Here is a 23,829-nt window from a genome sequence, read left to right as displayed (position 1 = left end):
TACCATTTTCAGGGCAAAATATGATATGCTGTAAGGGATTCTAACATCTATCGCTAGGAGAAACAAATTGAACCTACATATCCAACTTTTCGCAGGTCTCGTAGACCTATTCGGAACTTCTAATCTGACGATTTCTGTTGAACAAGAGTTCATCACGATCGCACAATTGAAAGAGAAAATCCTTACTGACTATCCTGCAGCCTCGGCGCAGCTTCATATATGCTTTTTCGCCAAAAACCAAGCTTATGCCGGTGATCAGGAGACCGTTTCCGCTGCCGATGAGCTTGCTCTCATACCGCCTGTTTCAGGTGGACAGCCTTCCTTATATGAAATCACCCATACATCGATTGATGTTGTATCCGTAACCGCGAAGGTGAATCATCCCAACCATGGTGCTTCTCTCGCTTTCATTGGTACCACACGAGAAATGACTTATGAGCAGCGAACCGTGCTATTGGAGTATGAGGCTTATGTGCCGATGGCATTGAAAACGATGGCAAGCATCGGGGAGGAAATGGATGCCAAGTGGCCCGGCACCTTGTGCGCCATTACGCATCGCTTAGGTAAGGTTGCGATTGCAGAGGCGAGTGTCGTCATCGCCGTGTCCTCACCTCATCGCGCTGATTGCTATGAAGCCAGTCGATATGCAATAGAACGCTTGAAACAAATCGTACCCATTTGGAAAAAAGAAATATGGGAAGACGGGTCCGAATGGAAAGGCAGCCAAACTGGACCTTGGAACCCGCTTTCAACACCTGAAGCTTAATCATGACTTGATCGGAGATGACTTAACTTGGATCCTCATTTACATACAGATGCTGTCTCTGACATTGACTCGCGCTATTCGAGACAAATTTTATTTCCCCCCATCGGCCTTGAAGGGCAGCGAAAGCTAGGCCAAGGACGCGTTGCGATTGTTGGCATGGGCGCTTTAGGCACCGTTCTTGCTAATCATATGGTGCGTGCAGGCGTTGGCTTTGTTCGCATTATTGATCGTGATTTTGTAGATAGAAGCAATCTGCAAAGGCAAATGCTATACGATGAAGAAGATGCTTCCGCTACAATCCCCAAGTCGATCGCCGCAGCTAAACGTCTACAGCTTGTCAATTCAGCTGTTGTAATTGACCCTCATGTCTGTGATCTTAATGCAACGAATGCGGAGCAATTACTGCATGATGTTGATGTCATACTCGATGGCACGGATAATTTTGCCGTCCGCTTCCTGCTCAACGATGTCAGCTTGAAATTAGGGATTCCTTGGATCTACGGCGGTGCTGTTGCCTCAAGAGGTGTCTCATTAACGATTCTCCCTGAACAAACGCCTTGCTTGCGCTGCCTCTTCCCACAAGCGCCAGCTGCAGGTTCTACGGATACTTGTGATACAGCCGGAGTCATTGGCGGTATCATACATGTTGTTGCGTCATTTCAAGCCACAGAGGCACTCAAGCTGCTTGTAGGGGCAACTGAGCAGCTCAATCTCAGCATGCAGCAATGGGACTTATGGTTCAATCAAAGCTCAGCCATCCGGGTATCTGGGGCTAAGAAGTCGGATTGTCCCGCATGTGCACATCAGCAATATGAGTACTTGGATGCCATTCTCGAAAGCGATACGATTCAATCCTTATGCGGGCGTAATTCGGTTCAAATTCATCCAATCATTCCTAGTACACAGCCGCTTGAATACTGGGAGGAACGCCTGAAACCCCTAGGTATTGTTGAGAAAAACCGCTTTCTATTGAAGTTTCATGCTTCTGACGATATTCAAATGATTCTCTTCCCTGGCGGCCGCGTTCTCATACAAGGGACTGAAGACCTAATTCAGGCCAAAAGTCTTTACAGCCGTTATATAGGGATGTAGTATTACAATATACCTACAAGATACTAGGACTTGGAGAGGAGCTTCTATGCGTGTACATGTGCTTCAACTTATCGTTGGTGATCAATTGATTTCCGATTCCTACAATGCAGTAGGCCTAAATCTTCTATCTGCCGGCACGGTTCTTGATGCTGGAGACATTTCGATGCTCAATCGCCACAGTGTGGATTATGTTGATATAGCTCCTAGAAGCAGTGAAATCGAGAAAGTGGTTGAGGAAGCCCCATCCAGACAAGCCAACATGTTGCAGGTTGCCTCTTTTAACAACGCTATCGAGGGAATCAAAGAACTATTTGAAGTATTACAAGACGGGGGTTCTATTCGTAATGAGGTTGTAGAATCCGCTTTCAATCCGATGATTGGGAGCATTCAAGAAGAGAAAGATGTGGTTTCACTTCTCTTATCGTTGACAAGCCAGGATGAGTACACCCTTCAGCACAGTGTGCAAGTAGGTATGTTATCTTATTATATTGCCAAATGGATGAACAAATCCGAGAAAGAAGCTTTGCTGATCGGTAAAGCAGGCTACTTACACGATATTGGGAAATGTAGAATACATCCGGATATTTTGAATAAACCGGGCAAGCTGACGAAGGAAGAGTTCGAGGAAGTTCAGAAGCATACCATTCATGGTTATGATATTATTCGTAAGTCATTAAAGGATGATACGCTTGCACTTGTTGCTCTTCAGCACCACGAGCGTATGGATGGTTCAGGCTACCCCCTCCGGAAATTTGGAACAGACATACACTCCTACTCGCGTATTGTCGCAGTTGCAGATGTCTACAGCGCAATGATCTCAAGCAGAGTCTATCAACAGCGACGTGATCTTCTGCATGTTCTCAAGGAGCTGCACCGTATGAGCTTTGGTGAGCTGGATCCCAAAATCACGCAAGTATTCATTCGCAATATGATTCCTAATTTTATAGGCAAGAAGGTGTCTTTGAGCGACGGACGCGAAGGTACAATCATCATGACGAACCCTTCTGATTTCTTCCGACCGCTCATTAACATCGACAATCAGTTCTTGGATTTATCGCAGCTCGCTAATGTTGAAATAACGAAAATTGCGATCTAATCGAACTAATTGGCCGCCTGCTTCTTAAATAATTAGACTGCTCACCGAAATCGCAATCCCAACATATACAGCTGCAAGTAAGGTTCCTACGGCTACATTCCCTTGCTTCAACTGATCTGATAGCTTCATGCCGGGGGTTAACCAATCAAAAACCCAATATGAAGCTATTAAACATGCGTACCCAACCGCAAACCAGAGGCTCATATGCCAGATGGAGGAGTTCGTGTAGGCAGCAATGGCTAGAATGATCGCTGTTGCCACGAACTTACCACCCATGGTGATGCCAACGGCCAAATTGCCGCTATTTATTTCTTCCATATCACGATAGGGTGTCATTAAACTAAACACGTACATCCCTGCAAACTGTAGTAGGACAATGACAAATAAACTAATAATAATATCCAAAACGATCACTCTGCCCACCCCCGAAATTTAGCCATGGATTGATCAAAATCTGTATAATCATGTACTTCTTCCAGCACAACGCTCACTTCTTTTTTATCCTTGAACGTTTTGTACCGATCTTCTGGAATCGGCTGCTTGACCTTCTGCCCCGTTGGTAATTCAACTACGGCAAAAAATCTAAATTTGCTGTCCATCTCTGTTTTATAAACCCCGACCAAGCTCACATCCGTCTTTATTTCTACTTTCAACTCCGCTAAATCTTTGTCTGCTTCTTCTTTGGTTTTGAAAGACTTGATGGGCTTCCATTGCGACAAAGTGACTTCATTCTTTCCTTGACTATCCGCATGCATCGAAGCCTGCATAAAGCTCAATACCCAAATGGTATCTCCCGTAGCAAAATTCTGATCATTAGAAATGCGATCATTGTTCGGCAACAGCACCATGTCACCATCGATTAAATCGCCAACCTTAACTTGCTGAACCTGGTAGTCCCATGGCACCTCACCATTTGAACTAGTTGTGACTGCAGCTGCGTTACCTGATGTTACATTGCTTAGAACAGATGGTTTCTTATCGAATGCCAGGCTAAACAACCAGATGATACCAATGATTCCGATAAGTCCTACTGCCAATAGCATGAATCTTCCTTGTTTCAAGGCGCTTTCACTCCAATCGCCACAAATTGACTTGCATTACCCGTGATGATTCCACCAGCTCTTCCCAGAAGGCCGCATGGCGTACCATTCAATACAAAAAGGCCAGTTAATAAATGACCTTGACCATGCTGGAAGGAAAGCCGCGGCAAGTCAGCCCTCTCTTGATACACACGCTTGAAGAACACACTCGTATCGAAGCCTGCTTCATCCTTGAATTCCAGCTCTCCTTGTTCGTTATACAGCTCCACAGAGCCGCCCTCACGACCATACATCGACTTGGACACATAACTACCTACGATAACGGGTTCCATGTACGTAGCCAGCATGTAGGTCTTGATCACGTCGTGGTCCTCTTGGGTGAATAACTCAGACTGTCTGACATGAAGATCCCAGATTAACGCCTGTAAGCCTTTGGATTGCAGCACCACAGCGTGCAAAGGATTAAACAAGTGAACGAACTGTTCTTCGATTGCATACGACAGTGCTTCTCCCCCGTCGTCGACCCCCATCCATTCCTTCGGATACAAGGCAAACATACGATGAATGGTCTGATCCGCACCAACCTTGACCACGCCCTCATCAATCCATAAATCCAAACAATCCACACAAGTCATCTCTCTCTGGCTATGTGCCACAAGTGCACGTATTGTACCAGAGTCCTCCTCATGCTGTCCGTACGCAATACAGGCCGCGTAATCGGGAGCCTCAATGTCCCAAGCGGCTCTTACGAGCTCTTTCATCCCCACATTGGGTGAGTCAACACCATATTGCTCACATAGCCAAGGAGTAGCAATTGCTGCCTCTACATAGCCTGTAGGTGTATCTGCGTTCAATTCAAGCAATTTAATCGCGCCGTCCTGACTGATCGTAAAATCAAATCTAGCATAACGGCTAATGAAGCCTTCTTCATTCAGTTCCAGCCGATCCAAACCATCCCACAGCACTTCTGGGATCGATAATTCTGCATAAAGCTCTCGATTTCTGTGTACGTAACGGGCCGCTTTATCGAACACCTGCCACAGTCCTGAAGCTGCTTGAATAAGCTCCTGATAAACCCTATTTGGCATCACGACAAGTTGATCAATCCAGTACTCTTCCTTCTCCAAATTGGCCCACGTGAACCCTAGTTCAGCCAATTGCTGAACTCTCAAGTCTCTGTCGGGTGCTGGAGTCCCCCATACTTCAAATTCCATGCAATTAACCCCCGGAGCTTGAGCTAGAGGATGAGCTAAAGCCACTTGATTTTCCACCTATGCTGCCTGATGAAGTTGAAGTTGACTTGGTGCCACTGGATGAAGTGCTGCCGCTTGAATTAGAACTATTGACAGAATTGCCAGAAGAAGTTGTCGTGCTCGTGTTTGATTTGTTCGTTGTAGACGATTTATTGGATGTAAAAGTGCCGCTTCCGCTTGAAGTCGTAGGTGTCTTCGTGGTGGAACGATTTGTAAACGAGCTCGGTTGATATGTTTTATTGACATAGGGAGTATTCGAACGATAATAATACGAGCGATGATTGTTCCCCCAGCTGCTAGACGAATATGGGCTTACCGTGTTGAAAATAAGATGATACAAGAGCAGATCATCCCAACCAAAGCCTCCGCCCGAAACCTGATTCACAATAACAGTAGAACTGGCACTGCTGCTTGCTGTAGCACCAGAAGTGCTCGGTGTTGGCGTTGGTGAGGGGGAAGCTGAGCTCTTATCCGCCGGGATAGGTAAGCTCCAATCTACCTGCGGGTCATAATACGCTTTAACGTCTTCATTCGACCATTCCACCAATTTGGATGAACCTGTATTCGGACTCGGCGTCTCTGCAGCCTGAGCCGATACCAGCAGCATTTGTCCTAACAGAATAAGAGTAAGTGAAGCTGACAGTACTTTAAGTGGTCGTTTCACTACTTGCTTCCTCCCCCTTCTGAGCTGGCTGCAACGAGAAGCAGTTCAAACACTTGGAGATCCAAATTCAATCGACCTTCAATCATTTCGTATTCCTTCCCGCCAACGAGGATAAAATTAGCCACATTTAAAGCTTGAATTAGCTTCTCATCCCATGCGCGTTCTCCAATTCGGAGCAGCTGCCCTTCAATCAGTTTTTCATAAAGCACAATTGTCATTCTTCCTTGCCTCCTCCACAAACAAACTTCCTACACATTTAAACGCATGACGGATACATTTGTTTCAAAATTAACAAAAATAAAAGCCTATCTCATGGATAGGCTTCTACCATTACTTCCATTAATAGGCAATTCGCTTCGCTTTTAGAAATGTTTTTTTCCAATATGCCTTATTAATATTTGTGATTTGTACGCCATTTTTCGGCTCAGGAGAGGCATGCAGCATCTTTTGATTTCCGATGTAAATCCCAACATGGCCAACCGTTTTGTTCGATTTGAAGCGGCCTGGCACGTAGAAAAACATAAGATCTCCCTTACGCAATGATTTGCGAGAAACCAAAGAGCCTTTAGCCCCTTGTTGGCGAGCTACGCGAGGCAGCTTAATATTATATTTCCCGTAAACATATTGGGTAAATGTGGAACAATCGAATCGGCCTGTTTTCGGATAAGGGCCCGTTCCAAATTTATATTTGACCCCTAAATAATTCTTCCCTTTATTAATCATGGCGTTCACGTCGATATTCTTTAGAACAGGAAGTACCTCTTCTTGGTCAAATGGGGACCAAACTTGTAAATCAACTTCGGATTGATTCGGCTTCATCGCCGGATTGGCGCCTTCATCATTGCCTTTGAAGGGATCAGTTGGGTCATCTCCGAAATCCAACTCTGGTGAATTATCATTCGCGCCTGCAGGATCATCCTCATGCTCGATAATCGCAATAGGCGAAGCGTGGATAAGGACATCGTTTTGCCTTACTTCATACGACATATCATCTTGAAATAAATCAGTTAGGTCAGAGACAGGTAAAAAAGCCGTCCCTCCCTCTTTGATAACGGGCTGACTTAATTGAATATCTGCGCCATCCTTAATGGCTTTATTCGAGTTCATAACCAATTCAAAGTTGGCATCGTTATCGCCTAATATTAGCTTGTTCTCCGATTCTTCCCATTCTGATTGGAATTTTAACGTCTTAATGAGATCTTGGGCAGACACATAATTGACATTGCCAATCTGCTTCATCGGGAGAACTGCATCATTGCTCGCAAGCGCAATAATCTCCTTGCCTGCTTGTGATAGGCTTTTCGTAGCCGTGTTTCCTTGGCCTGTAAGACCTGTCGGACTCTGCGTAGGTGTTACACTTCGGGGGCTCGCATTATCCTTCCCACAAGCTGTTGTAATCGCCAGCATGACGACCATACTTCCAATCGCTGGTGCCTTTAGCTTACTCCACATGAATTTCTCTCTCCTTAAGGAAAACATTATTATCCTTTATAGAGTGAGACAAGTGGCATGCAAATATGCAATCCGTTAGCTCAAACTGACTTGGAGTATGTTGGAAAGCTGGCTTTACACTGCAATCCATGTTCTGCTTACTTGGATGTGAATAATCCTTTCACCCAGTTGGCAAAATCCACCGTGATCGGTACCAAGCCGAATCCATGTTCACCGATGGCAACGACTCCATAGGCCGTTTCACCAATTCCCACTGCACCAAGAGCCGTTTTACCTATCGCTACTGCACCTAAGGCTACATCACCAATCGCTACCGCTCCAATGGATAGCCAATGCGAGATCGCAACAGCTCCTCCTGCCAAATATGAAGCTACCGCGACAGCGCCAAAGGAGGCTAACCAAGATAGAGCAACAGCACCAAAGGAAACGAGGCCTACGCTTACAGCTCCTACCGAAATTAAACCTACCGCGACGTCTCCCACCGCAATAACACCAATGGCTACTCTACGTCTAGATTTCTTTACGCCGCCAGTCCGAATGTTGATGATCGGCAATTGGGGGGATGGCCACTGATAGTCGATTTCTGAAAGGTTCCAGCCTTTCGTTTCCCACATGCCATTAAACCATTTGGGATTACTCATCACGAACGCCTCCTAGTATGTAAAATGACACGAGATTCCTTCGATGTTACTACTAAGCATATCATCCTTAACCCATCATAATAACCGCCTCAAGCAGGCTTCGTATTCCGTCTGTAGACGGATGTGGTAAAAAGGATATCACAGTATAAATGTGGAATACGTACTTTTCAGTGGATTATTAGGAAATTTATCGGAAGTTTCGGTCGAGGAGCTTTCGAAGCAGTATGGTATGTATCTCATGCCGAACGAATCCATTACAACAGGCTTCAAGCTGGTGAGAGACTCTTTCGTTATCACCGACGAACGTATTATCCTCATTGATCATCAAGGTGTAACTGGCAAAAAGACCAAGGTTTCCACCATTGATCTAGACGCTATCTATGAAGTATCGATGGAATCTGGCGGTACAGGCTTTGATGACAGTGAGTTAACTATCCATTACATAACCTCACCTTATTACAAAGCGAATAACATTACTACGGCCGCATATCGTTTTGAATTCAAGAAGAAGTTCAATATCCAATCGTTGTATGTGGCACTCCAATCGGCAGCGACACAGAATCGTAAGCGGATTAACGGTTAACATAAGTAAAAAAGCGTCCCAGAGAAGATCTCTGGGACGCTTTTTCTATTGTCAGGAGATTAACCGATGGACCCTTCCATCTCGAACTTGATGAGACGGTTCATTTCCACGGCATATTCCATTGGAAGTTCTTTGGTGAATGGCTCAATAAAGCCCATAACGATCATTTGCGTAGCTTCTGCTTCGGTAAGACCACGGCTCATGAGGTAGAACAATTGATCCTCAGATACCTTAGATACTGTCGCTTCATGCTCCAGCGTAATGTTATCGTTCAAGATTTCATTGTAAGGAATTGTATCTGATGTCGACTCGTTATCCAAGATCAACGTATCGCATTTGATGTTGGCTTTGGAGCCTTGAGAGTTACGTCCGAAGGAAGCCAAACCACGGTACGTTACTTTACCGCCATGCTTGGAGATCGATTTGGAGACGATCGTCGATGTTGTATCTGGTGCCAAATGCGTCATTTTCGCGCCCGCATCTTGATGTTGACCTTTGCCCGCAACAGCGATGGAAAGAACCATCCCTTTAGCGCCGCGGCCTTTAAGAACAACTGCTGGGTACTTCATTGTCAGCTTGGAACCGATGTTACCATCAACCCACTCCATCGTTGCTCCTTCTTCTGCAACCGCACGTTTGGTAACGAGGTTGTAGATGTTAGGCGCCCAGTTTTGGATCGTTGTGTAACGAGCACGGGAGTTCTTCAAACATACGATTTCAACAACTGCGCTATGAAGGGAGTTCGTGCTGTAGATAGGAGCTGTACAGCCCTCTACATAGTGTACGAAGCTATCTTCGTCAGTGATGATCAATGTACGCTCGAATTGCCCCATGTTCTCGGAGTTAATACGGAAGTAAGCCTGTAATGGCACTTCACATTTAACGCCTTTTGGTACGTAGATGAAAGATCCGCCGGACCAAACAGCACTATTCAATGCTGCAAATTTGTTGTCGGCTGGAGGAATGATTGTTCCGAAATATTGTCTGAACAATTCTGGGTATTCACGAAGAGCAGTGTCCGTATCCGTGAAGATAACACCTTGATCTTCAAGCTCTTTTTGCATACTGTGGTAAACAACCTCGGATTCATACTGTGCAGATACACCAGCTAGAAACTTTTGCTCTGCTTCAGGAATACCAAGCTTGTCGAACGTTTCTTTTATTTCTGTAGGAACTTCTTCCCACGTCTTACCTTGCTTCTCGGATGGACGCACATAGTACTGGATATCATCGAAATCCAAGTCATCCATGTTGCCGCCCCAACGAGGCATTGGCATTTTGAAGAATTGCTCAAGGGATTTCAGACGGAATTCCAACATCCATTCTGGTTCGCCTTTAATTCTTGAGATTTCTTCAACGATTTCACGAGTTAAGCCTTTACCGGATTGGAAAATGGATTTGTGTTCGTCTCTAAAACCATATTTGTAATCCTCTAAATCTGGCATTTGTTTAGCCATGGTTGATTCCTCCTTAACGATCTCTTGCTTACCTATGTTTAACCTATTCCATCGCAAATGCGTTAGTTATCGGTCTTATGAGAATGTTCAATCCCTTTGCGAAGAGCGTTCCACGAAAGAGTTGCACATTTAATTCTCGCTGGGAATTTGTTAACGCCCGACAGGGCCTCAATGTCTTCATATTCAAATTCTACGGATTCGCCCTTCATCAACCCAGAGAAATCATCAGCCATTTTCAGTGCTTCTTCGATTGTTTTTCCTTTGACTGCATCCGTCATCATGGATGCAGAGGATAAGCTAATCGAGCAGCCTTCACCTGTGAATTTCGCCATTTTCACGATACCCTCTTCAACTTGCATCTGTAGTGAAATTTTATCTCCACAGGTTGGGTTGTTCAGGTCAATCGTTACGGTCTCGCCGGACTCAAATTTCCCACGGTTGCGAGGAGTTTTATAGTGATCCATAATTACTCTACGGTATAAATCATCCAATTGCATCGCCGAAGTACTCCTTTGTTTTAATTAGAGCCGTCACAAGACGGTCTACATCATCTTCCGTATTATATAGATAAAAGCTCGCACGAGCTGTGCTGCTTTGTTCTAACCATCTCATTAACGGTTGGCAGCAGTGGTGACCGGCACGAATTGCAATACCCATGGAATCCAACACGGTTGCCACGTCATGAGGATGAACATCCCCAAGATTAAAGGTAACGAGACCTGCACGATTCGTCGTCGGTCCGTAGACAGATAAATCTTCGATCTGCTTCATACGGTCTACCGCATAATTCATAAGCTCTACATCATGTTTATATATATTATCCATCCCGACTTCAGTTAAGAAGTCGATTGCCGCACCAAGACCTACTGCTCCTGCTATGATAGGTGTTCCGCCTTCAAATTTCCACGGAAGTTCTTTCCAAGTTGACTCGTAAAGATCGACATGATCGATCATTTCGCCGCCAAACTCAACTGGCTCCATGTTATTTAACAAAGACTTCTTCCCATACAATGCCCCGATTCCAGTAGGACCACACATCTTATGCCCTGACAGGGCATAAAAGTCACAATCCAAATCCTGTACATCCACTTTCATGTGCGGTGTGCTTTGCGCACCATCGACCATGATTTTGGCACCATGCTTATGGGCAATGGCTGCAATTTCCTTGATCGGATTGATAACGCCTAACACGTTGGATACATATACAATCGAAACGATTTTCGTACGATCCGTAATCGTATTTTCAACATCAGCAAGAGAAATGGATCCGTCAGGTTGTAACGGGATATATTTTAAAGTAGCGCCTGACTTCTTAGCTGCTTGCTGCCAAGGAATCAAGTTGCTGTGATGCTCCATCGGGGTAAGGACGATTTCATCGCCCTCACGGAGTACCGATTCGGCAAAGCTAGCTGCCACAATATTGATAGCGGTTGTTGTGCCTCTTGTGAAAATAATTTCCTGCTCACTCGCTGCGCCGATAAACTTCGCCACTTTGGCTCTAGCTCCTTCGTACGCATCCGTTGCTCGGGAACCTAGGGTATGAACCCCGCGATGAACGTTCGCATTATCCCACTCATAGTAATGCTTCAGTGCCTCGATCACCTGAATAGGCTTCTGGGAAGTAGCAGCACTATCCAAGTAAACCAGAGGATGACCGTTCACTTCTTGCTTCAGAATGGGAAAAAGTTCACGTATCTCTGCAGGTATCATTGTCCTAGCTTCCTCTCCACTAAGCTTTGCAGCTGTTCTTCAACGCTCTTAACTGGAATTTCAGAAACGACTGGCGCTAAGAATCCATAAATAATTAAGCGTTGAGCTTCTTCTTTGGTAATACCACGGGACATCAAGTAGTGAACTTGCTCTGCATTCACTTGCCCAACACTCGCAGCATGACCTGCTTTAACATCATCTTCGTCAATCAGAAGAATCGGGTTCGCGTCTCCACGAGCTTTCGGGCTAAGCATCAAGACTTTCTCGGTTTGTTGACCGTTACAGCCTTGTGCGCCTTTCTCGATCTTCGTAATTCCGTTAATGATTGCTGTTGAACTATCACGCATAACCGCACGTGTAATCATATCACTTGTAGACGCTTTGCCCCAATGAACAGCGCGAGTCGTCAGGTTTAGTTTTTGTTCATGAGTTCCAACACAGATGACTTTCGCATCGGAATCGGACCCTTTACCTTTGAGAATAGATGTCGTATCGGACATCGAGTTCCCATAGTTCAATTCACCAACTACCCAACCAATTCGGGAATCATCTTCAAGGATCGCACGACGGTACGTGAGATCTGTTACGGATGCTTCCAAGCTGTGGATGGAGGAGTAGCTTACGCGTGAACCTGGTTTTGCAAATACTTCAACGATTCCGTTCTGTACAAGCGCTGCGTCGCCAACGGAGGACACAAAGTTATCTACATACGTAACGGAGCTGAATTGCTCAGCAACGATCAGGACATGCGGTGCAAATGTTGCTTCTGCATCATCAGCTACAAACAAAGCTTGAAGCGGAATGTCTACAACAACATTTTTCGGAACGTAGATGAAAATACCGCCATTCCACAAGGCTGCATGCAAAGCAGTCAGCTGATTTTCATTCGCTTGAACAGCCTTCATGAAGTAAGGTTTAACCAAATCTCCATGCTCACGAACAGCTGTTTCAAGATCTGTGAAAATAACACCTTGCTGTTTCAAAGCTTCGGATACTTGATTGTACACGATCCCGGAGTTGCGTTGCACAATAAGGTTATCGGAATTCGTTAAGCCTTTGGTCACTTCAGGCAATGCATCCAGTGAACTCAAAGCTGCTTGCTCTTTATAGGAACCGTAGGCGGAAATGCTCCAACGGTCGATTCTTGTTTTTTCTAGTATAGGTAATTCCAACGAATTCGCTAATGCTACCCCTTCAGTACGAAGGGCTGTCATCCACTCCGGCTCTTGCTTGCTGCGGGAGAGCTCAGTAACAGCATTAGTATCGATGGAAAGTGTTGTTTTAGTGCTCATGATTTCCTCCATTTATAAGTATCTTTGACCCTAAGATCAAAGTCTCTCATCTCCTAGTACTTCGGCCCTGGTGTGTTCATAGGAACTTTGAATTCTTCCTCGTCTTGACCAACAGTTTCATCAACGATGCCAAGTTCTTCTTTGATCCAGTCGTAACCTTCCGCTTCCAAACGCTCAGCAAGCTCAGGACCACCGGATTTCACGATGCGACCTTGCATCATAACATGTACAAAATCAGGCTTAACGTAGTTCAACAAACGTTGGTAATGCGTAATGATCAAGAATCCGCGCTCTTCACTACGCATAGCATTAACACCTTCAGCAACGATACGCAAAGCATCGATATCTAGACCGGAGTCAATTTCATCAAGAATAACGAATTTCGGCTCAAGCAAAAGCATTTGAAGAATTTCATTACGCTTCTTCTCACCGCCGGAGAAGCCTTCGTTCAAGTAACGGTGCATGAACTCAGGGTTCATTTCTAGTTGCTTCATTTTCGCTTCCATTTGACGAATAAATTTGATCAAAGAAATTTCGTTACCTTCACCGCGGCGAACATTCATTGCACTGCGCAAGAAGTCAGCATTCGTTACGCCAGTGATTTCGCTTGGGTATTGCATAGCCAAGAACAAGCCAGCGCGTGCTCTTTCGTCAACAGCCATCTCAAGAACATCTTCGCCATCTAATGTAACAGACCCCTCTGTTACTTCATATTTCGGGTGACCCATTAACGCGGATGCCAATGTACTTTTACCTGTACCGTTCGGCCCCATGATCGCGTGAATTTCGCCGCCTTTGATTTCTAGGCTAAGACCTTTCAAAATTTCCTTTCCTTCGATGGTCGCTTTCAGACCCTCTATTGTAAATGTTGATGAATTTGCCATTTTCTTTAAGCCTCCATAATGTTTGAGTGTACTAGATAGATGACAATCAAATGTAATGATTATCACTGATTCTCATTAGAATAATTCTATTATAACTTACTGTGACAAATCAAGAAAGGGCCATCAGGTGAAAAAGGAGAGCGTTTTGTGAAATACTACGTAAATTTTACGCCAAAGTACGTTTTATTTCAGCAACTTGCGTGGTAAATTCTTTCTCAATCAACACAGGAGTCATCGCAGTACCATCCGGTACCGAAGCTCCCAGCTGTATCCATGATTTGCAGCCGATATAGGCCTGTTCGATCTCGATTTGGATCGGTTGATGAAGTGTATATACCCTTAAAATCATTATATGCAATGGGTTTTTACGTTTCCACCTCAAGCGCTCTTCTGTGAAATTTTCTGTCCAAATATGAAAAGGAAATAACTGATTCAGCTTTTCTTGATCGCTAACCTCGATATCTTCAACCATTCGGGCAAAGGAACTGATCGTAACGTGTGTATCTTCAGCGCTCCAATTCACCAAAGTTTCATCGATAACCCCGCGATATTGATCTTTCAGCAGCTCTTTTCTCTGATGTTCATATGTTGGATAAAGAAAGAAATCAGTCGATTCCACTTGGAAATCTCTTGTTTCTTCGACAATACCTCCCTTGCGCATAATAAAAATTTGCGAGCCCGCCTCTAATGCTTTAACCGCAGATGCCCATTCCTTTAAAGCCATCCCCTGCCCCATAAAGCCAACTCCTCGTTCTCCACATTAATCCATCTATTATAAATAAACTTTCTAAGCAAAACAAATATAAATTGACATTTTTCAGGAAAAATAAAAAGGAACGGCGCATAAAACTGCCATTCCTTCTCCTTACTTCACTGTATCTGTGTCACCACATAAGAAAGTTTCTCATAGGTGAGCTGCATTCGGGTAAACTGTTCTTGATTATATTTCATAGGGTTCGGATCATGGGGCGTGTCTGGAGCGTCTGCATGATACGCTATGAGTAGGAAAATGGTGCATACAACGATGACCATCATGACATTCAGGAATTTCATAAATTCCACATCCTTCGAAACCATTTGTCTCTAGGATAACTGAGTTTCATTTTACGAATGTTTGAACAAGTTAAAGATTGTGTAAATCTCTTGCTTAGCCCAAAAATGATTGCAGCATCCAGCGATGTTTTTCCAGGGACGTTTGGATCGCTAAAAGCATATCTGATGTGGTATCATCACTCGCTTCCTCACATACCTGCATGCCAGCCTTCAGCTCTTGTGTAAGAATAGTGAAGTCTTCAATGATCGCTTCGACCATTTTCGTAGCTGTCTCTGTGCCAGAGGCTTCTTTTAATGAAGAAATCTCCAAATAAGCTTTCATCGTGGCAGCAGGTTGACCGCCAATAGCCAGTAATCGTTCAGCCAGCTCATCAACATGAAGTGCAGCCTCATTATACAGCTCCTCGAATTTCACATGGAGTGTGAAAAATTGATTCCCTTTTACATACCAATGGAAATTATGCAGTTTAACAAATAGTAAATTCCAGTTAGCAATTTGCTTATTGAGAACAGCTTGAATGGATTGCGCCCCAACTAATGTCGCGCTCGTCATCGAAATCCCCCTTCATTTTGACTAAAAATCGTGCTTGTACATGCTAGTTTGCGTTTATTTCGCAGATTTTATGTAAATTCAACGACATTTCTGAAAAGTGTATTTCATGCGGAATCAATTTGTCTTATACTAGGTAAAGACTATTAATACTCAGTAAATTAGTTGGAATTAATTCCAATCACTTATAGGAGGTTCGCAAATGTCCACTTATCATCCATTATCGGAAGCGCAAGCCATCGAATACGCGCGTCGTATTCCGCAACTATTTCAAGCAGGTGCTGATCTGGCTAGCCAGGAAATCGGGGACGGGAATTTAAACCTCGTATTTCGTATAACAGAAGCTGCCACTGGAAAAAGTATTATTTTGAAGCAGGCTCTTCCTTATGCCAAAGTTGTTGGGGAATCTTGGCCGCTTACGCTGGATCGTGCACGTATTGAGAGCGAGGCTTTGATTATTGAAGAAGGACTCGTTCCAGACCTCGTCCCGCATGTGTACGCCTACGATGCCGACCTAGCCCTTACAGTCATGGAAGATTTGAGCGATCACGTCATTATGCGCAGAGGGCTAATTGAGGGCAATCAATACCCGCTTTTTGCTGAGCATATTGGGCGCTTTCTCGCTAATACGTTATTCTTCACTTCGGATTTAGGCAAAAATCAACAAGAAAAAAAGATTCAGCTGGGACGCTTCATCAATCCTGAGCTTTGCAAAATCACCGAAGATTTGATCTTCGATGATCCTTATCGTGATGCGGAAACGAACAATATTGAAGCTCCTATCCGTGATGCCGCAGAGCAGCTATGGGCAGACAAAGAACTTCACTTCGAAGTTGCGATTCTGCGCAACAAGTTCCTAACACAAGCACAATCTCTGCTTCATGGCGATTTGCATACAGGCAGTATTTTCATCAAGCCCGATTCAACGAAAGTCATTGACCCTGAATTCGCTTACTATGGACCGATGGGCTTCGATATTGGTGCTGTTCTAGCCAACCTCCTTCTTAATTTTGCTGCTCAAGAAGGTTGGAGTAAGGACGAAGAAAGCCGTTCCTCTTACCGCGCTTATTTAACGCAAACTGTAAAGGATGTATGGACGCATTTCGAACACAATTTCCGTGCATTATGGAACGAACAAGGGGTAGATCGTGTATTTGCTGCTCCAAGCTACCAAGATTATTACATTTCCAACTTGCTTCGTGATACGGTCGGATTCGCAGGCGCCAAAATGGTGCGTCGCGTAGTCGGTCTAGCCCACGTCGCAGATATCGATAAAATTGAGGACGCTGCAGCAAGAGAACGCGCGCAGCGCATGGCACTAACGATCGGCACAGCATGCATTCGAGCTAACCGTCAGATAGCAACGATTGATGAGCTAATTGCCATTGCAACACGAGCAGAGAAAGAGGTTATGTACTATGACAACGACGAACAACGTAGACAATGAAAACGTAAATAAGGAAAACGAAAATAAGGAAAAACAAGAGCAAGGTGCTTTGCAATCCTTGCGCTGGAACGGCCAGCAGCTTGATTTGCTGGATCAACGACTCCTGCCGGAGGAGATTGTGTATCTACCGCTGGAGACACCGATTGAGGTGTGGGAAGCGATTCGGCACTTGAAAGTACGCGGCGCACCTGCGATAGGGATCGCCGCCGCGTATGGGGTGTACCTCGGCATCCGCGGTGTGGATGCTGTGATTGAAGGGCTTCTGGCGGAAGTCCAGAAGCAAGCGGATTACCTGGCGACGTCGCGTCCGACAGCGGTGAACTTGTTCTGGGCGCTCGATCGCATGCGCGCGAGAGCAAGTGCTTTGGCAGCCGAGGGCGTGAGCACGGTTGCGTTCAAGGCTGCGCTTCTGCAAGAAGCGCAGGTCATTCAGGCGGAGGACGAAGACACCAACCGCCGTATCGGCGAACATGCGCTCACGCTGTTCGAGGATGGGTTTGGCGTGCTGACGCACTGCAATGCCGGCGGTTTGGCAACAGCCAAGTACGGCACAGCGTTAGCGCCGTTCTACTTGGCGAAGGAACAAGGGCTGAACATCAAAGTGTTCGCCGATGAGACACGGCCCGTGCTGCAAGGCGCACGGCTGACGGCTTTTGAACTGCAGCAAGCTGGCGTAGACGTCACGCTGATCTGTGACAACATGGCCGGCGCGGTCATGGCGAAGGGCTGGATTCAAGCGGTCATCGTCGGAACGGACCGCGTTGCGGCCAACGGCGATGTTGCCAACAAGATCGGCACGTACAGCGTGGCTGTGCTGGCGAAGGCGCATGGCATCCCGTTCTATGTAGCAAGTCCGCTGTCAACCATCGACTTGAACACGCCGACTGGCGGGGATATTCCGATCGAGGAGCGTCATGAGGACGAGATTACACAAGGATTTGGCAAACGCACAGCACCGGTTGGCGTGAAAGTGTTCAATCCTGCGTTCGATGTGACGCCGAATGAGTATGTGACCGCGATTATCACGGAAAAAGGCATTGTTCAAGCGCCGTATACGGAAAATCTTCGTAAGCTGTTCGAATAGATCATCTTCCAGCGTAGCCCAAAAAGAGCTGTCCGTAAGTAGATTTCTCTACTTCCGAACAGCTCTTTTGGGTTTTACATTATGCTTGCGTACTGGAGCTGCCTGTTTTCACGATAGGCATTGGGGGTTGTTCCATGCGCTTTTTTGAATACATAGTGCAGGTAATTGCTGGATGTGAAGCCGCTTCGCTCTGCAATTTTCTCCAGAGTTAGCGAGGTTTGCTGCAGCTCACTACAGACGAATTTGAGGCGAATCTGCTCCAAGTATTCGCTAAATGAAACATTCGCTTTCTCCTTGAAAATCCGTTGCAGCTGTCTCGAGCTAATCTGCACACGCTCTGCTACCTCCTCCAAGGTCAGAGGATGGCGGAAATTGTCTGCAATGAATTGAACAGCCATTTGATAGCGATAGCTTTTCATGTCGCGAGCAGGCAGGTTCACGCCCTGCTGTTCCGGTCGATAGGCGCTAACCGTTCTGAGCAGCATCTGGACAATGGACTGTTTAATAATCGTATACTGGCCTAGCTGATTGCTCCGCCAAGCTTCATAAGCAACTAGGAAGCATTTCATCGCTTCATGGCGATCTACAGCTGGAATAAGAGGCAGCTCACTCAGCTGTCCAATACACGCTTCCGCTTCTGCCATCTCCCATTCTTCTCCCCAGCTATGCGCAGCGCTTGAGCCATCAGCATCGTTCTGAGCTAGCTTGACAATATCCACATGGAGACAAAGCTCCCCCATTGCTTCCAGCTCATCCGCTTCTTGCCGATGGATGACACCAGGAGCGGTGACATAGAGAAGTCCTTCATGGAGTGAATGTGTAATCCCATCCAGAATGACTCTCCCTTTGCCGGAGGGAATATAATGAATCTCGTATTCGGAGTGTTGATGATAATTCACGATTGTTCCTGCTGGAAAGGAAGTCAGGTGGCAACGCAATACCCTAAGTCCGTAAGCTCCCCAGCGGAAGCTTAATTCCAGACGATCTAAAGCCATCGGATTTTCTAGCATGGGTTCGAAGTAAAAGGGTTGACTCATTGGGATAAACACCGTTTCCTTTCCAGCTTATGACAACATTAGTTAACCAAGGAATCCAGTCGGACCTGGCTCTTGCTTGCTACGGATAGATTGGAAGCTTCCATAAGCTTCGTTAAATCCACAGCCAACCCGATATTTTCAGTGGCTTTAGTACCATTTTGAATATGAGCGACCCATTGATCAAAAGCAGTCGGCTTCGCCTCTGGCAACGCCTCGTAAGCCACCCATTTTCCTGTAGCTTCCTCTAGCTTGTTCGTACGCAGCATAACGCGTCCATCTTGGTCCGAATATAAGACACTGCCTGCAGTGCCATGAACTTCAATGACGAATGGTGAAAAAGCGTTCACAAAGCCCGCTTCAACAATTCCCAATGCACCGTTCTCATATTGAAGCAACGATACCGCGTTATCTTCAACTTCTCTTCCCGTCACGTAGCCGTAAGAAGCGCTTACAGCAACTGGTAATCCTAGCAATAGACGATTGAGGTACATCGGATGGCAGCCCAGATCAATAAGCGCTCCGCCACCACATTGTTCGGCATTATAGAAATGCTCCGGCAACCAACCATTCGGATTCGCAGTGGTAGAAATACCGCCATTATGAGAGAGTCGTGTGCGCACAAGCGTAATTTGACCTAACAGTTCTTTCTCAACGATTTCTTGAATTGCTAAAGTAGATGGCGAATTCAATCGCGGTAACGAAACCGTTAAAGTCACGCCTGCTTCCTCCACAGCTGCGAGGATCTCATTCACTTCGCGGAGCGTAGGAGCAATAACTTTCTCTGTAAAAATATGTTTACCTGCCTTAGCGGCAGCGATGATTACATCACGGTGAAGGTTAGTTGGTGTATCCACAACAACCGCTTCTATTTCTGGAATTGCTAATAGCTCTTCGAGACTTGCATAGAAAGTCACGCCCCGTGCTTCAGCCTCTTGCTGGCCTCTTTCCACAATCTCGTCCCAAATCGCGACAATTTCAGTATCTGGGTGTTCATTCACCTGTTTTGCATAATCCTTGGCATGTACATGCCAGAAACTCAACATTGCTACTTTCATCCTAAATAACCTCCAAATAAGTGACTTGGGTTCATTGTAACACGGTGGTGAAGGCGGTTAAATTTCGAATTAGCGACAGATGAAGGTGCAAAATTACGACATATGAACGAATGTTTTCTTACTCGAAGATTAAGATAGAATGTCTAGAACGTCAAGCATTTTTAATTGCGTTACATATTACTATTTTCCAGTAACCCTATCAAAGCTGTAGATAAAGGAAGAACCCCACCGGAAAATGACCTCCTTGTGGGGTTAAATGCTCTGCTTAATTGGCGACTGGAACCGTGTGATAGTATTCTTCCATCGTCAAGTTTTTCGATTGGATCTCCGTCGCTATATCCGTTCCGACATATCTCAGATGCCATGGCTCGTATTGATAACCTGTAATGGTGGATTTTCCTTGCGGGTAGCGGACGATGAAGCCGTACTCTACTGCATGCTGTCCTAACCAGACAGCCTCTTTCGTGCCTGCGAAGCAATCGGATGCTGCGCATTTCCCGTTGCTGCCCGACACATCGATCGCAAGCCCTGTTTCATGCTCACTTGTTCCAGGAACCGCGCTATACGTTTTCGCCTTTTCTAGGCCGTCTTTTTTCACATAGCTGTCAAAAAGAGCTTTCTGAGTGGCATACGAGCGATACGCAGAAACACCTGCTAAAGGGACGCCATCCTTTGCCGCCCCAGCGAAAAGCTTCTCGATAGCTGTAGCGGCAGCTTGCCGCATTTTGCGCTTTTCATTTTTTTCAGAAAACGTAAATGCAATGTTTGGATAGACAAGATCCTTCGGCTCATAGCTCGATGGGAGCATATTTTGCTTATTGACAAGAACGGTTATGCTCTCTGGTTTAGCTATGACTTGAACCGCTCCATCCTTAGGCGGGGTAGTGCTTGCCGCAGGAGAAGCAGAGGGTTTCACAGAGGGCTTTGCTGTAGTCGTTGGCACAGTAGTCGCAGTAGTCGCTGGTGTAGTCGGTGTCGCTCCAGCACTTGGCGTAACAGATGCTGATGGTGATGCTGTAGCTGTCGCCGTTGGCGAAGGTGAAATGGAAGACATCTCTTCGCTTTTATTGCCGCAACCAGCTAAGACCGATAACCCTATAAGCAAGGCAATGCTTATTTTCGTTTTCTTTTTCATTCGTTGTCGTCCTGCCTCCTAGAAGTTCTCAAAGCTTTTCAAAGTAATAGACCGTTGATCGGGAGAAAAAGTTTCATACCTAACGTAATTTCACTGAACCACAAAAAAAGACTGCATTTAGGTGAGCTCCTAAATCGCAGCCTTCTCATATTTTATGCGGAACCGGTTAACGTTTCAAGTTTACTTTTGACTGGCCGCGATCGCTTGTTCCAAATCATAAATAATATCTTCAATCGCTTCTGTTCCAACAGATAGACGGATAAGTCCAGGCGACACACCTGCTGAAGCTTGCTCTTGCTCCGTCAATTGCGAATGTGTGGTACTTGCGGGATGAATAATTAATGATTTGGAATCGCCGACATTGGCCAAATGTGAGAATAGCTCCACAGCGTGAATCAGCTTTTTCCCCGCTTCGATACCGCCTTTAATGCCAAAGCTCAAAATCGCGCCTTGACCCTTCAGTAAGTATTTCTTTGCTAATGAATAAGACTGGTGGCTTTCTAGGCCAGCATAGCTTACCCACTCCACGGACTCATGTGATTCTAGATATTGAGCAACCGCCAGAGCATTAGCGCTGTGACGCTCTAGACGTAAGTGCAACGTTTCTAAACCTTGAAGTAAAAGGAATGAACTATTTGGTGACAGAGACGCTCCCAAATCACGCAATAATTGCACGCGTGCTTTGATAATATAAGCAATCGGTCCGACTGCTTCTGTATAGATAACACCATTATAGCTTGGATCTGGCTTCGTCAACCCTGGGAACTTCCCGCTTGCCGCCCAATCGAATTTCCCTCCATCTACGATGACGCCGCCTATGGTCGTTCCGTGACCGCCGATGAACTTGGTCGCAGAATGTACCACAATATCGGCCCCATGCTCGATAGGTCTCAGCAGATAGGGACTTGGGAACGTATTATCTACAATCAGCGGAATACCATGCTCATGTGCAATAGCCGCGACAGCTTCTATGTCTAGGATATCTCCCTTGGGATTGCCGATGGATTCGGCATAAATCGCTTTCGTTTTCTCGGTGATGGCGCTTCTGAAATTATCCGGATTACTAGAATCTACGAATTTTACCGTGATCCCTAGTTTGGGTAATGTATTTGCAAATAAATTATAAGTTCCGCCATACAAAGCCGATGCAGATACAATTTCATCACCGACCTCAGCAATGTTCAGGATTGAGAACGTGATGGCCGCTTGACCCGATGCCACAGCAAGAGCGGCAGGAGCACCTTCCAACGCGGCAATGCGCTGTTCGAATACATCTGTCGTTGGATTCATTATCCGTGTATAGATGTTGCCAAATTCCTTGAGCGCAAATAAATTAGCGGCATGCTCCGTGTCATTAAACACATACGATGTTGTTTGGTAGATAGGGACAGCCCGTGAATTGGTCGCTGGATCAACCTTTTGACCTGCATGAATCGCTAGTGTTTCCGGTAAGTGCTTACGTTCAGAATTTGACATGAGCATGCCTCCTGGGAAAATAGATTATTTGGGACGCGATCGAGAAGGATAATTAAATTATTCCTACTGGAATAGTATGTTATAATTTTAATGGAATTTTCTTCCTAAAGTCAATATAAGATTTCACAAAACAAAAACGCCCGCTCTCGAATCTATCTTCGATGACGGGCGTTCCTTATGCTTTGTCTTGTGGAAGCAGGATAATTCGTCCATTTTCCAACTCTACGCGAATTTTGTTCGTTCCAGCAGCACCAATGGATTCAAGATAGTTTGCCGGGATTTGCAATCTGCCTGCCTTATCAACGACAGCGTACTCAACATGAGAATCCTCGTCTGACGAAATAATCCCCTGTTCCAGCTCCAACAATTCTTCTTGATACGATTTGCGCCGCAGAATTTCGGAGGAGGTTTTGCCGTCACGAATCGCCACCACCCGATCTACTTTCTTCGCCAGAAGCGGATCATGTGTAACAATGACGACGGTCAATCCAAAGGTTCGATTCAACTCACGAAACAAATCAAGGATCTGATTCGCCATTTTCGTATCGACAGAGCCTGTCGGTTCATCTGCCAGCAATAGCTTCGGCTGATTAGCGAGCGCAATCGCAATCGCAACGCGCTGCTGCTCCCCGCCGGAAAGCTCATTAAGCTTGTTGTTTCTCCGGTGACTCAAGCCTACTGCATCCAATAAATCCAGCGCACGATAGCGTTTGCGTCGTCCCTGGAGCAGAATGGGCAATTCCACATTTTCCAATGCTGTCAAGTAGGGAATCAGGTTACGAGCATTATTTTGCCAGACGAAACCCACGGTTTCCCGTTTATATTTCACCAAATCGGACTCCTTAAACTTCAATAAGTCCTTCCCATCCACACTCAGATTACCTGCTGAAGGTCGGTCCAGCCCTCCCAGCATATTGAGCAGCGTCGATTTCCCACTGCCGCTATTACCGATAATAGCCATCAACTCTCCTTCTTGAATGTGGAGATCAAGCCCTTGCAGGGCAACGACTTCAAGATCAGCAGCTTTATAAATTTTAACTAAATTTTCACAGTGAATCATGC

26 protein-coding genes are annotated in these 23,829 nt (G+C 45.6%); 6 read left to right on the top strand and 20 right to left on the bottom strand.

Annotation, left to right across the window (positions count from 1 at the left end; translation table 11 throughout):
- Positions 1 to 67 precede the first annotated feature (67 nt).
- From AC58QO_RS07135 to AC58QO_RS07125, 3 genes are all read left to right on the top strand, one after another.
- Entirely contained in the window at positions 68 to 766 is a 699-nt protein-coding gene (locus tag AC58QO_RS07135; RefSeq protein WP_497264602.1) for a molybdenum cofactor biosynthesis protein, read from the top strand.
- 63 nt (positions 767 to 829) lie between these two features.
- Positions 830 to 1,858, top strand: a complete 1,029-nt coding sequence (locus AC58QO_RS07130; protein WP_497265443.1) for a ThiF family adenylyltransferase — start codon at positions 830 to 832, stop codon at positions 1,856 to 1,858.
- Between the two features lie 46 nt (positions 1,859 to 1,904).
- Positions 1,905 to 2,954: an HD-GYP domain-containing protein gene (locus AC58QO_RS07125; RefSeq protein WP_497264601.1), complete on the top strand. Its 1,050-nt coding sequence runs from the start codon at positions 1,905 to 1,907 to the stop codon at positions 2,952 to 2,954.
- Positions 2,955 to 2,978: 24 nt separating this feature from the next.
- Here AC58QO_RS07125 and AC58QO_RS07120 read toward each other — a convergent pair whose 3' ends face one another.
- The 7 genes from AC58QO_RS07120 to AC58QO_RS07090 form a co-directional block, all read right to left on the bottom strand.
- On the bottom strand, positions 2,979 to 3,368 hold the full coding sequence (locus tag AC58QO_RS07120) for a DUF350 domain-containing protein (protein ID WP_497264600.1): 390 nt from the start codon (positions 3,366 to 3,368) through the stop codon (positions 2,979 to 2,981).
- Complete coding sequence (locus AC58QO_RS07115; RefSeq protein ID WP_497264599.1) at positions 3,365 to 4,015, bottom strand: signal peptide protein; 651 nt, start codon at positions 4,013 to 4,015, stop codon at positions 3,365 to 3,367. Before AC58QO_RS07115 ends, AC58QO_RS07120 begins: the two co-directional genes overlap by 4 nt.
- Entirely contained in the window at positions 4,012 to 5,208 is a 1,197-nt protein-coding gene (locus tag AC58QO_RS07110; RefSeq protein ID WP_497264598.1) for a glutathionylspermidine synthase family protein, read from the bottom strand. Before AC58QO_RS07110 ends, AC58QO_RS07115 begins: the two co-directional genes overlap by 4 nt.
- 4 nt (positions 5,209 to 5,212) lie before the next feature.
- Positions 5,213 to 5,911, bottom strand: coding sequence for a hypothetical protein (locus AC58QO_RS07105; protein WP_497264597.1), 699 nt, complete (start codon positions 5,909 to 5,911; stop codon positions 5,213 to 5,215).
- On the bottom strand, positions 5,911 to 6,129 hold the full coding sequence (locus AC58QO_RS07100) for a hypothetical protein (RefSeq protein WP_497264596.1): 219 nt from the start codon (positions 6,127 to 6,129) through the stop codon (positions 5,911 to 5,913). The genes AC58QO_RS07105 and AC58QO_RS07100 overlap by 1 nt, the downstream gene beginning before the upstream one ends.
- 121 nt (positions 6,130 to 6,250) lie before the next feature.
- Positions 6,251 to 7,363 carry a C40 family peptidase gene (locus tag AC58QO_RS07095; protein ID WP_497264595.1) on the bottom strand — a complete coding sequence of 371 codons (1,113 nt, stop codon included), beginning with the start codon at positions 7,361 to 7,363 and terminating at the stop codon, positions 6,251 to 6,253.
- A gap of 137 nt (positions 7,364 to 7,500) precedes the next feature.
- Positions 7,501 to 8,004, bottom strand: a complete 504-nt coding sequence (locus AC58QO_RS07090; protein ID WP_497264594.1) for a hypothetical protein — start codon at positions 8,002 to 8,004, stop codon at positions 7,501 to 7,503.
- Positions 8,005 to 8,155: 151 nt separating this feature from the next.
- Here AC58QO_RS07090 and AC58QO_RS07085 point away from each other — a divergent pair, with 151 nt between their 5' ends.
- Complete coding sequence (locus AC58QO_RS07085; protein ID WP_497264593.1) at positions 8,156 to 8,587, top strand: PH domain-containing protein; 432 nt, start codon at positions 8,156 to 8,158, stop codon at positions 8,585 to 8,587.
- Positions 8,588 to 8,646: 59 nt separating this feature from the next.
- Here AC58QO_RS07085 and sufB read toward each other — a convergent pair whose 3' ends face one another.
- The 8 genes from sufB to AC58QO_RS07045 all read right to left on the bottom strand — a co-directional run bounded on the left by sufB (position 8,647) and on the right by AC58QO_RS07045 (position 15,536).
- Positions 8,647 to 10,044: a Fe-S cluster assembly protein SufB gene (gene sufB, locus AC58QO_RS07080; RefSeq protein WP_056624188.1), complete on the bottom strand. Its 1,398-nt coding sequence runs from the start codon at positions 10,042 to 10,044 to the stop codon at positions 8,647 to 8,649.
- 62 nt (positions 10,045 to 10,106) lie between these two features.
- Entirely contained in the window at positions 10,107 to 10,541 is a 435-nt protein-coding gene (sufU, locus tag AC58QO_RS07075; RefSeq protein ID WP_497264592.1) for a Fe-S cluster assembly sulfur transfer protein SufU, read from the bottom strand.
- On the bottom strand, positions 10,528 to 11,754 hold the full coding sequence (locus AC58QO_RS07070; protein WP_497264591.1) for a cysteine desulfurase: 1,227 nt from the start codon (positions 11,752 to 11,754) through the stop codon (positions 10,528 to 10,530). The genes sufU and AC58QO_RS07070 overlap by 14 nt, the downstream gene beginning before the upstream one ends.
- Positions 11,751 to 13,046 carry a Fe-S cluster assembly protein SufD gene (gene sufD / locus AC58QO_RS07065; RefSeq protein WP_497264590.1) on the bottom strand — a complete coding sequence of 432 codons (1,296 nt, stop codon included), beginning with the start codon at positions 13,044 to 13,046 and terminating at the stop codon, positions 11,751 to 11,753. The genes AC58QO_RS07070 and sufD overlap by 4 nt, the downstream gene beginning before the upstream one ends.
- Positions 13,047 to 13,099: 53 nt before the next feature.
- Positions 13,100 to 13,930, bottom strand: coding sequence for a Fe-S cluster assembly ATPase SufC (sufC, locus tag AC58QO_RS07060; RefSeq protein WP_171637983.1), 831 nt, complete (start codon positions 13,928 to 13,930; stop codon positions 13,100 to 13,102).
- Between the two features lie 166 nt (positions 13,931 to 14,096).
- Positions 14,097 to 14,666, bottom strand: coding sequence for a DUF1802 family protein (locus AC58QO_RS07055; RefSeq protein ID WP_497264589.1), 570 nt, complete (start codon positions 14,664 to 14,666; stop codon positions 14,097 to 14,099).
- Positions 14,667 to 14,800: 134 nt separating this feature from the next.
- Positions 14,801 to 14,983, bottom strand: a complete 183-nt coding sequence (locus AC58QO_RS07050) for a hypothetical protein (RefSeq protein ID WP_497264588.1) — start codon at positions 14,981 to 14,983, stop codon at positions 14,801 to 14,803.
- 94 nt (positions 14,984 to 15,077) lie between these two features.
- Positions 15,078 to 15,536: a Dps family protein gene (locus AC58QO_RS07045; RefSeq protein ID WP_497264587.1), complete on the bottom strand. Its 459-nt coding sequence runs from the start codon at positions 15,534 to 15,536 to the stop codon at positions 15,078 to 15,080.
- A 199-nt stretch (positions 15,537 to 15,735) separates the two neighbouring features.
- Between AC58QO_RS07045 and mtnK the strand changes: the two genes are divergently transcribed.
- Positions 15,736 to 16,980 (top strand): S-methyl-5-thioribose kinase, encoded by a 1,245-nt coding sequence (gene mtnK, locus AC58QO_RS07040; protein WP_497264586.1) that lies wholly within the window; start codon positions 15,736 to 15,738, stop codon positions 16,978 to 16,980.
- Complete coding sequence (gene mtnA, locus AC58QO_RS07035; protein WP_497264585.1) at positions 16,952 to 18,064, top strand: S-methyl-5-thioribose-1-phosphate isomerase; 1,113 nt, start codon at positions 16,952 to 16,954, stop codon at positions 18,062 to 18,064. Before mtnK ends, mtnA begins: the two co-directional genes overlap by 29 nt.
- Before the next feature lie 74 nt (positions 18,065 to 18,138).
- Here the strand turns inward: mtnA and AC58QO_RS07030 are convergent, their stop codons facing one another.
- From AC58QO_RS07030 to AC58QO_RS07010, 5 genes are all read right to left on the bottom strand, one after another.
- Positions 18,139 to 19,101 (bottom strand): AraC family transcriptional regulator, encoded by a 963-nt coding sequence (locus AC58QO_RS07030; RefSeq protein WP_497264584.1) that lies wholly within the window; start codon positions 19,099 to 19,101, stop codon positions 18,139 to 18,141.
- A 38-nt stretch (positions 19,102 to 19,139) separates the two neighbouring features.
- Positions 19,140 to 20,156 carry a Gfo/Idh/MocA family protein gene (locus AC58QO_RS07025; protein ID WP_497264583.1) on the bottom strand — a complete coding sequence of 339 codons (1,017 nt, stop codon included), beginning with the start codon at positions 20,154 to 20,156 and terminating at the stop codon, positions 19,140 to 19,142.
- Between the two features lie 265 nt (positions 20,157 to 20,421).
- Positions 20,422 to 21,291: a M15 family metallopeptidase gene (locus AC58QO_RS07020; RefSeq protein ID WP_497264582.1), complete on the bottom strand. Its 870-nt coding sequence runs from the start codon at positions 21,289 to 21,291 to the stop codon at positions 20,422 to 20,424.
- Between the two features lie 180 nt (positions 21,292 to 21,471).
- Positions 21,472 to 22,767: a homocysteine synthase gene (locus AC58QO_RS07015; RefSeq protein ID WP_497264581.1), complete on the bottom strand. Its 1,296-nt coding sequence runs from the start codon at positions 22,765 to 22,767 to the stop codon at positions 21,472 to 21,474.
- 175 nt (positions 22,768 to 22,942) lie between these two features.
- Positions 22,943 to 23,827 carry an ABC transporter ATP-binding protein gene (locus AC58QO_RS07010; protein WP_497264580.1) on the bottom strand — a complete coding sequence of 295 codons (885 nt, stop codon included), beginning with the start codon at positions 23,825 to 23,827 and terminating at the stop codon, positions 22,943 to 22,945.
- Positions 23,828 to 23,829 lie beyond the last annotated feature (2 nt).

The organism is Paenibacillus sp. J31R30, assembly GCF_059692115.1.
This window is presented reverse-complemented; position numbering and strand designations above follow the sequence as displayed.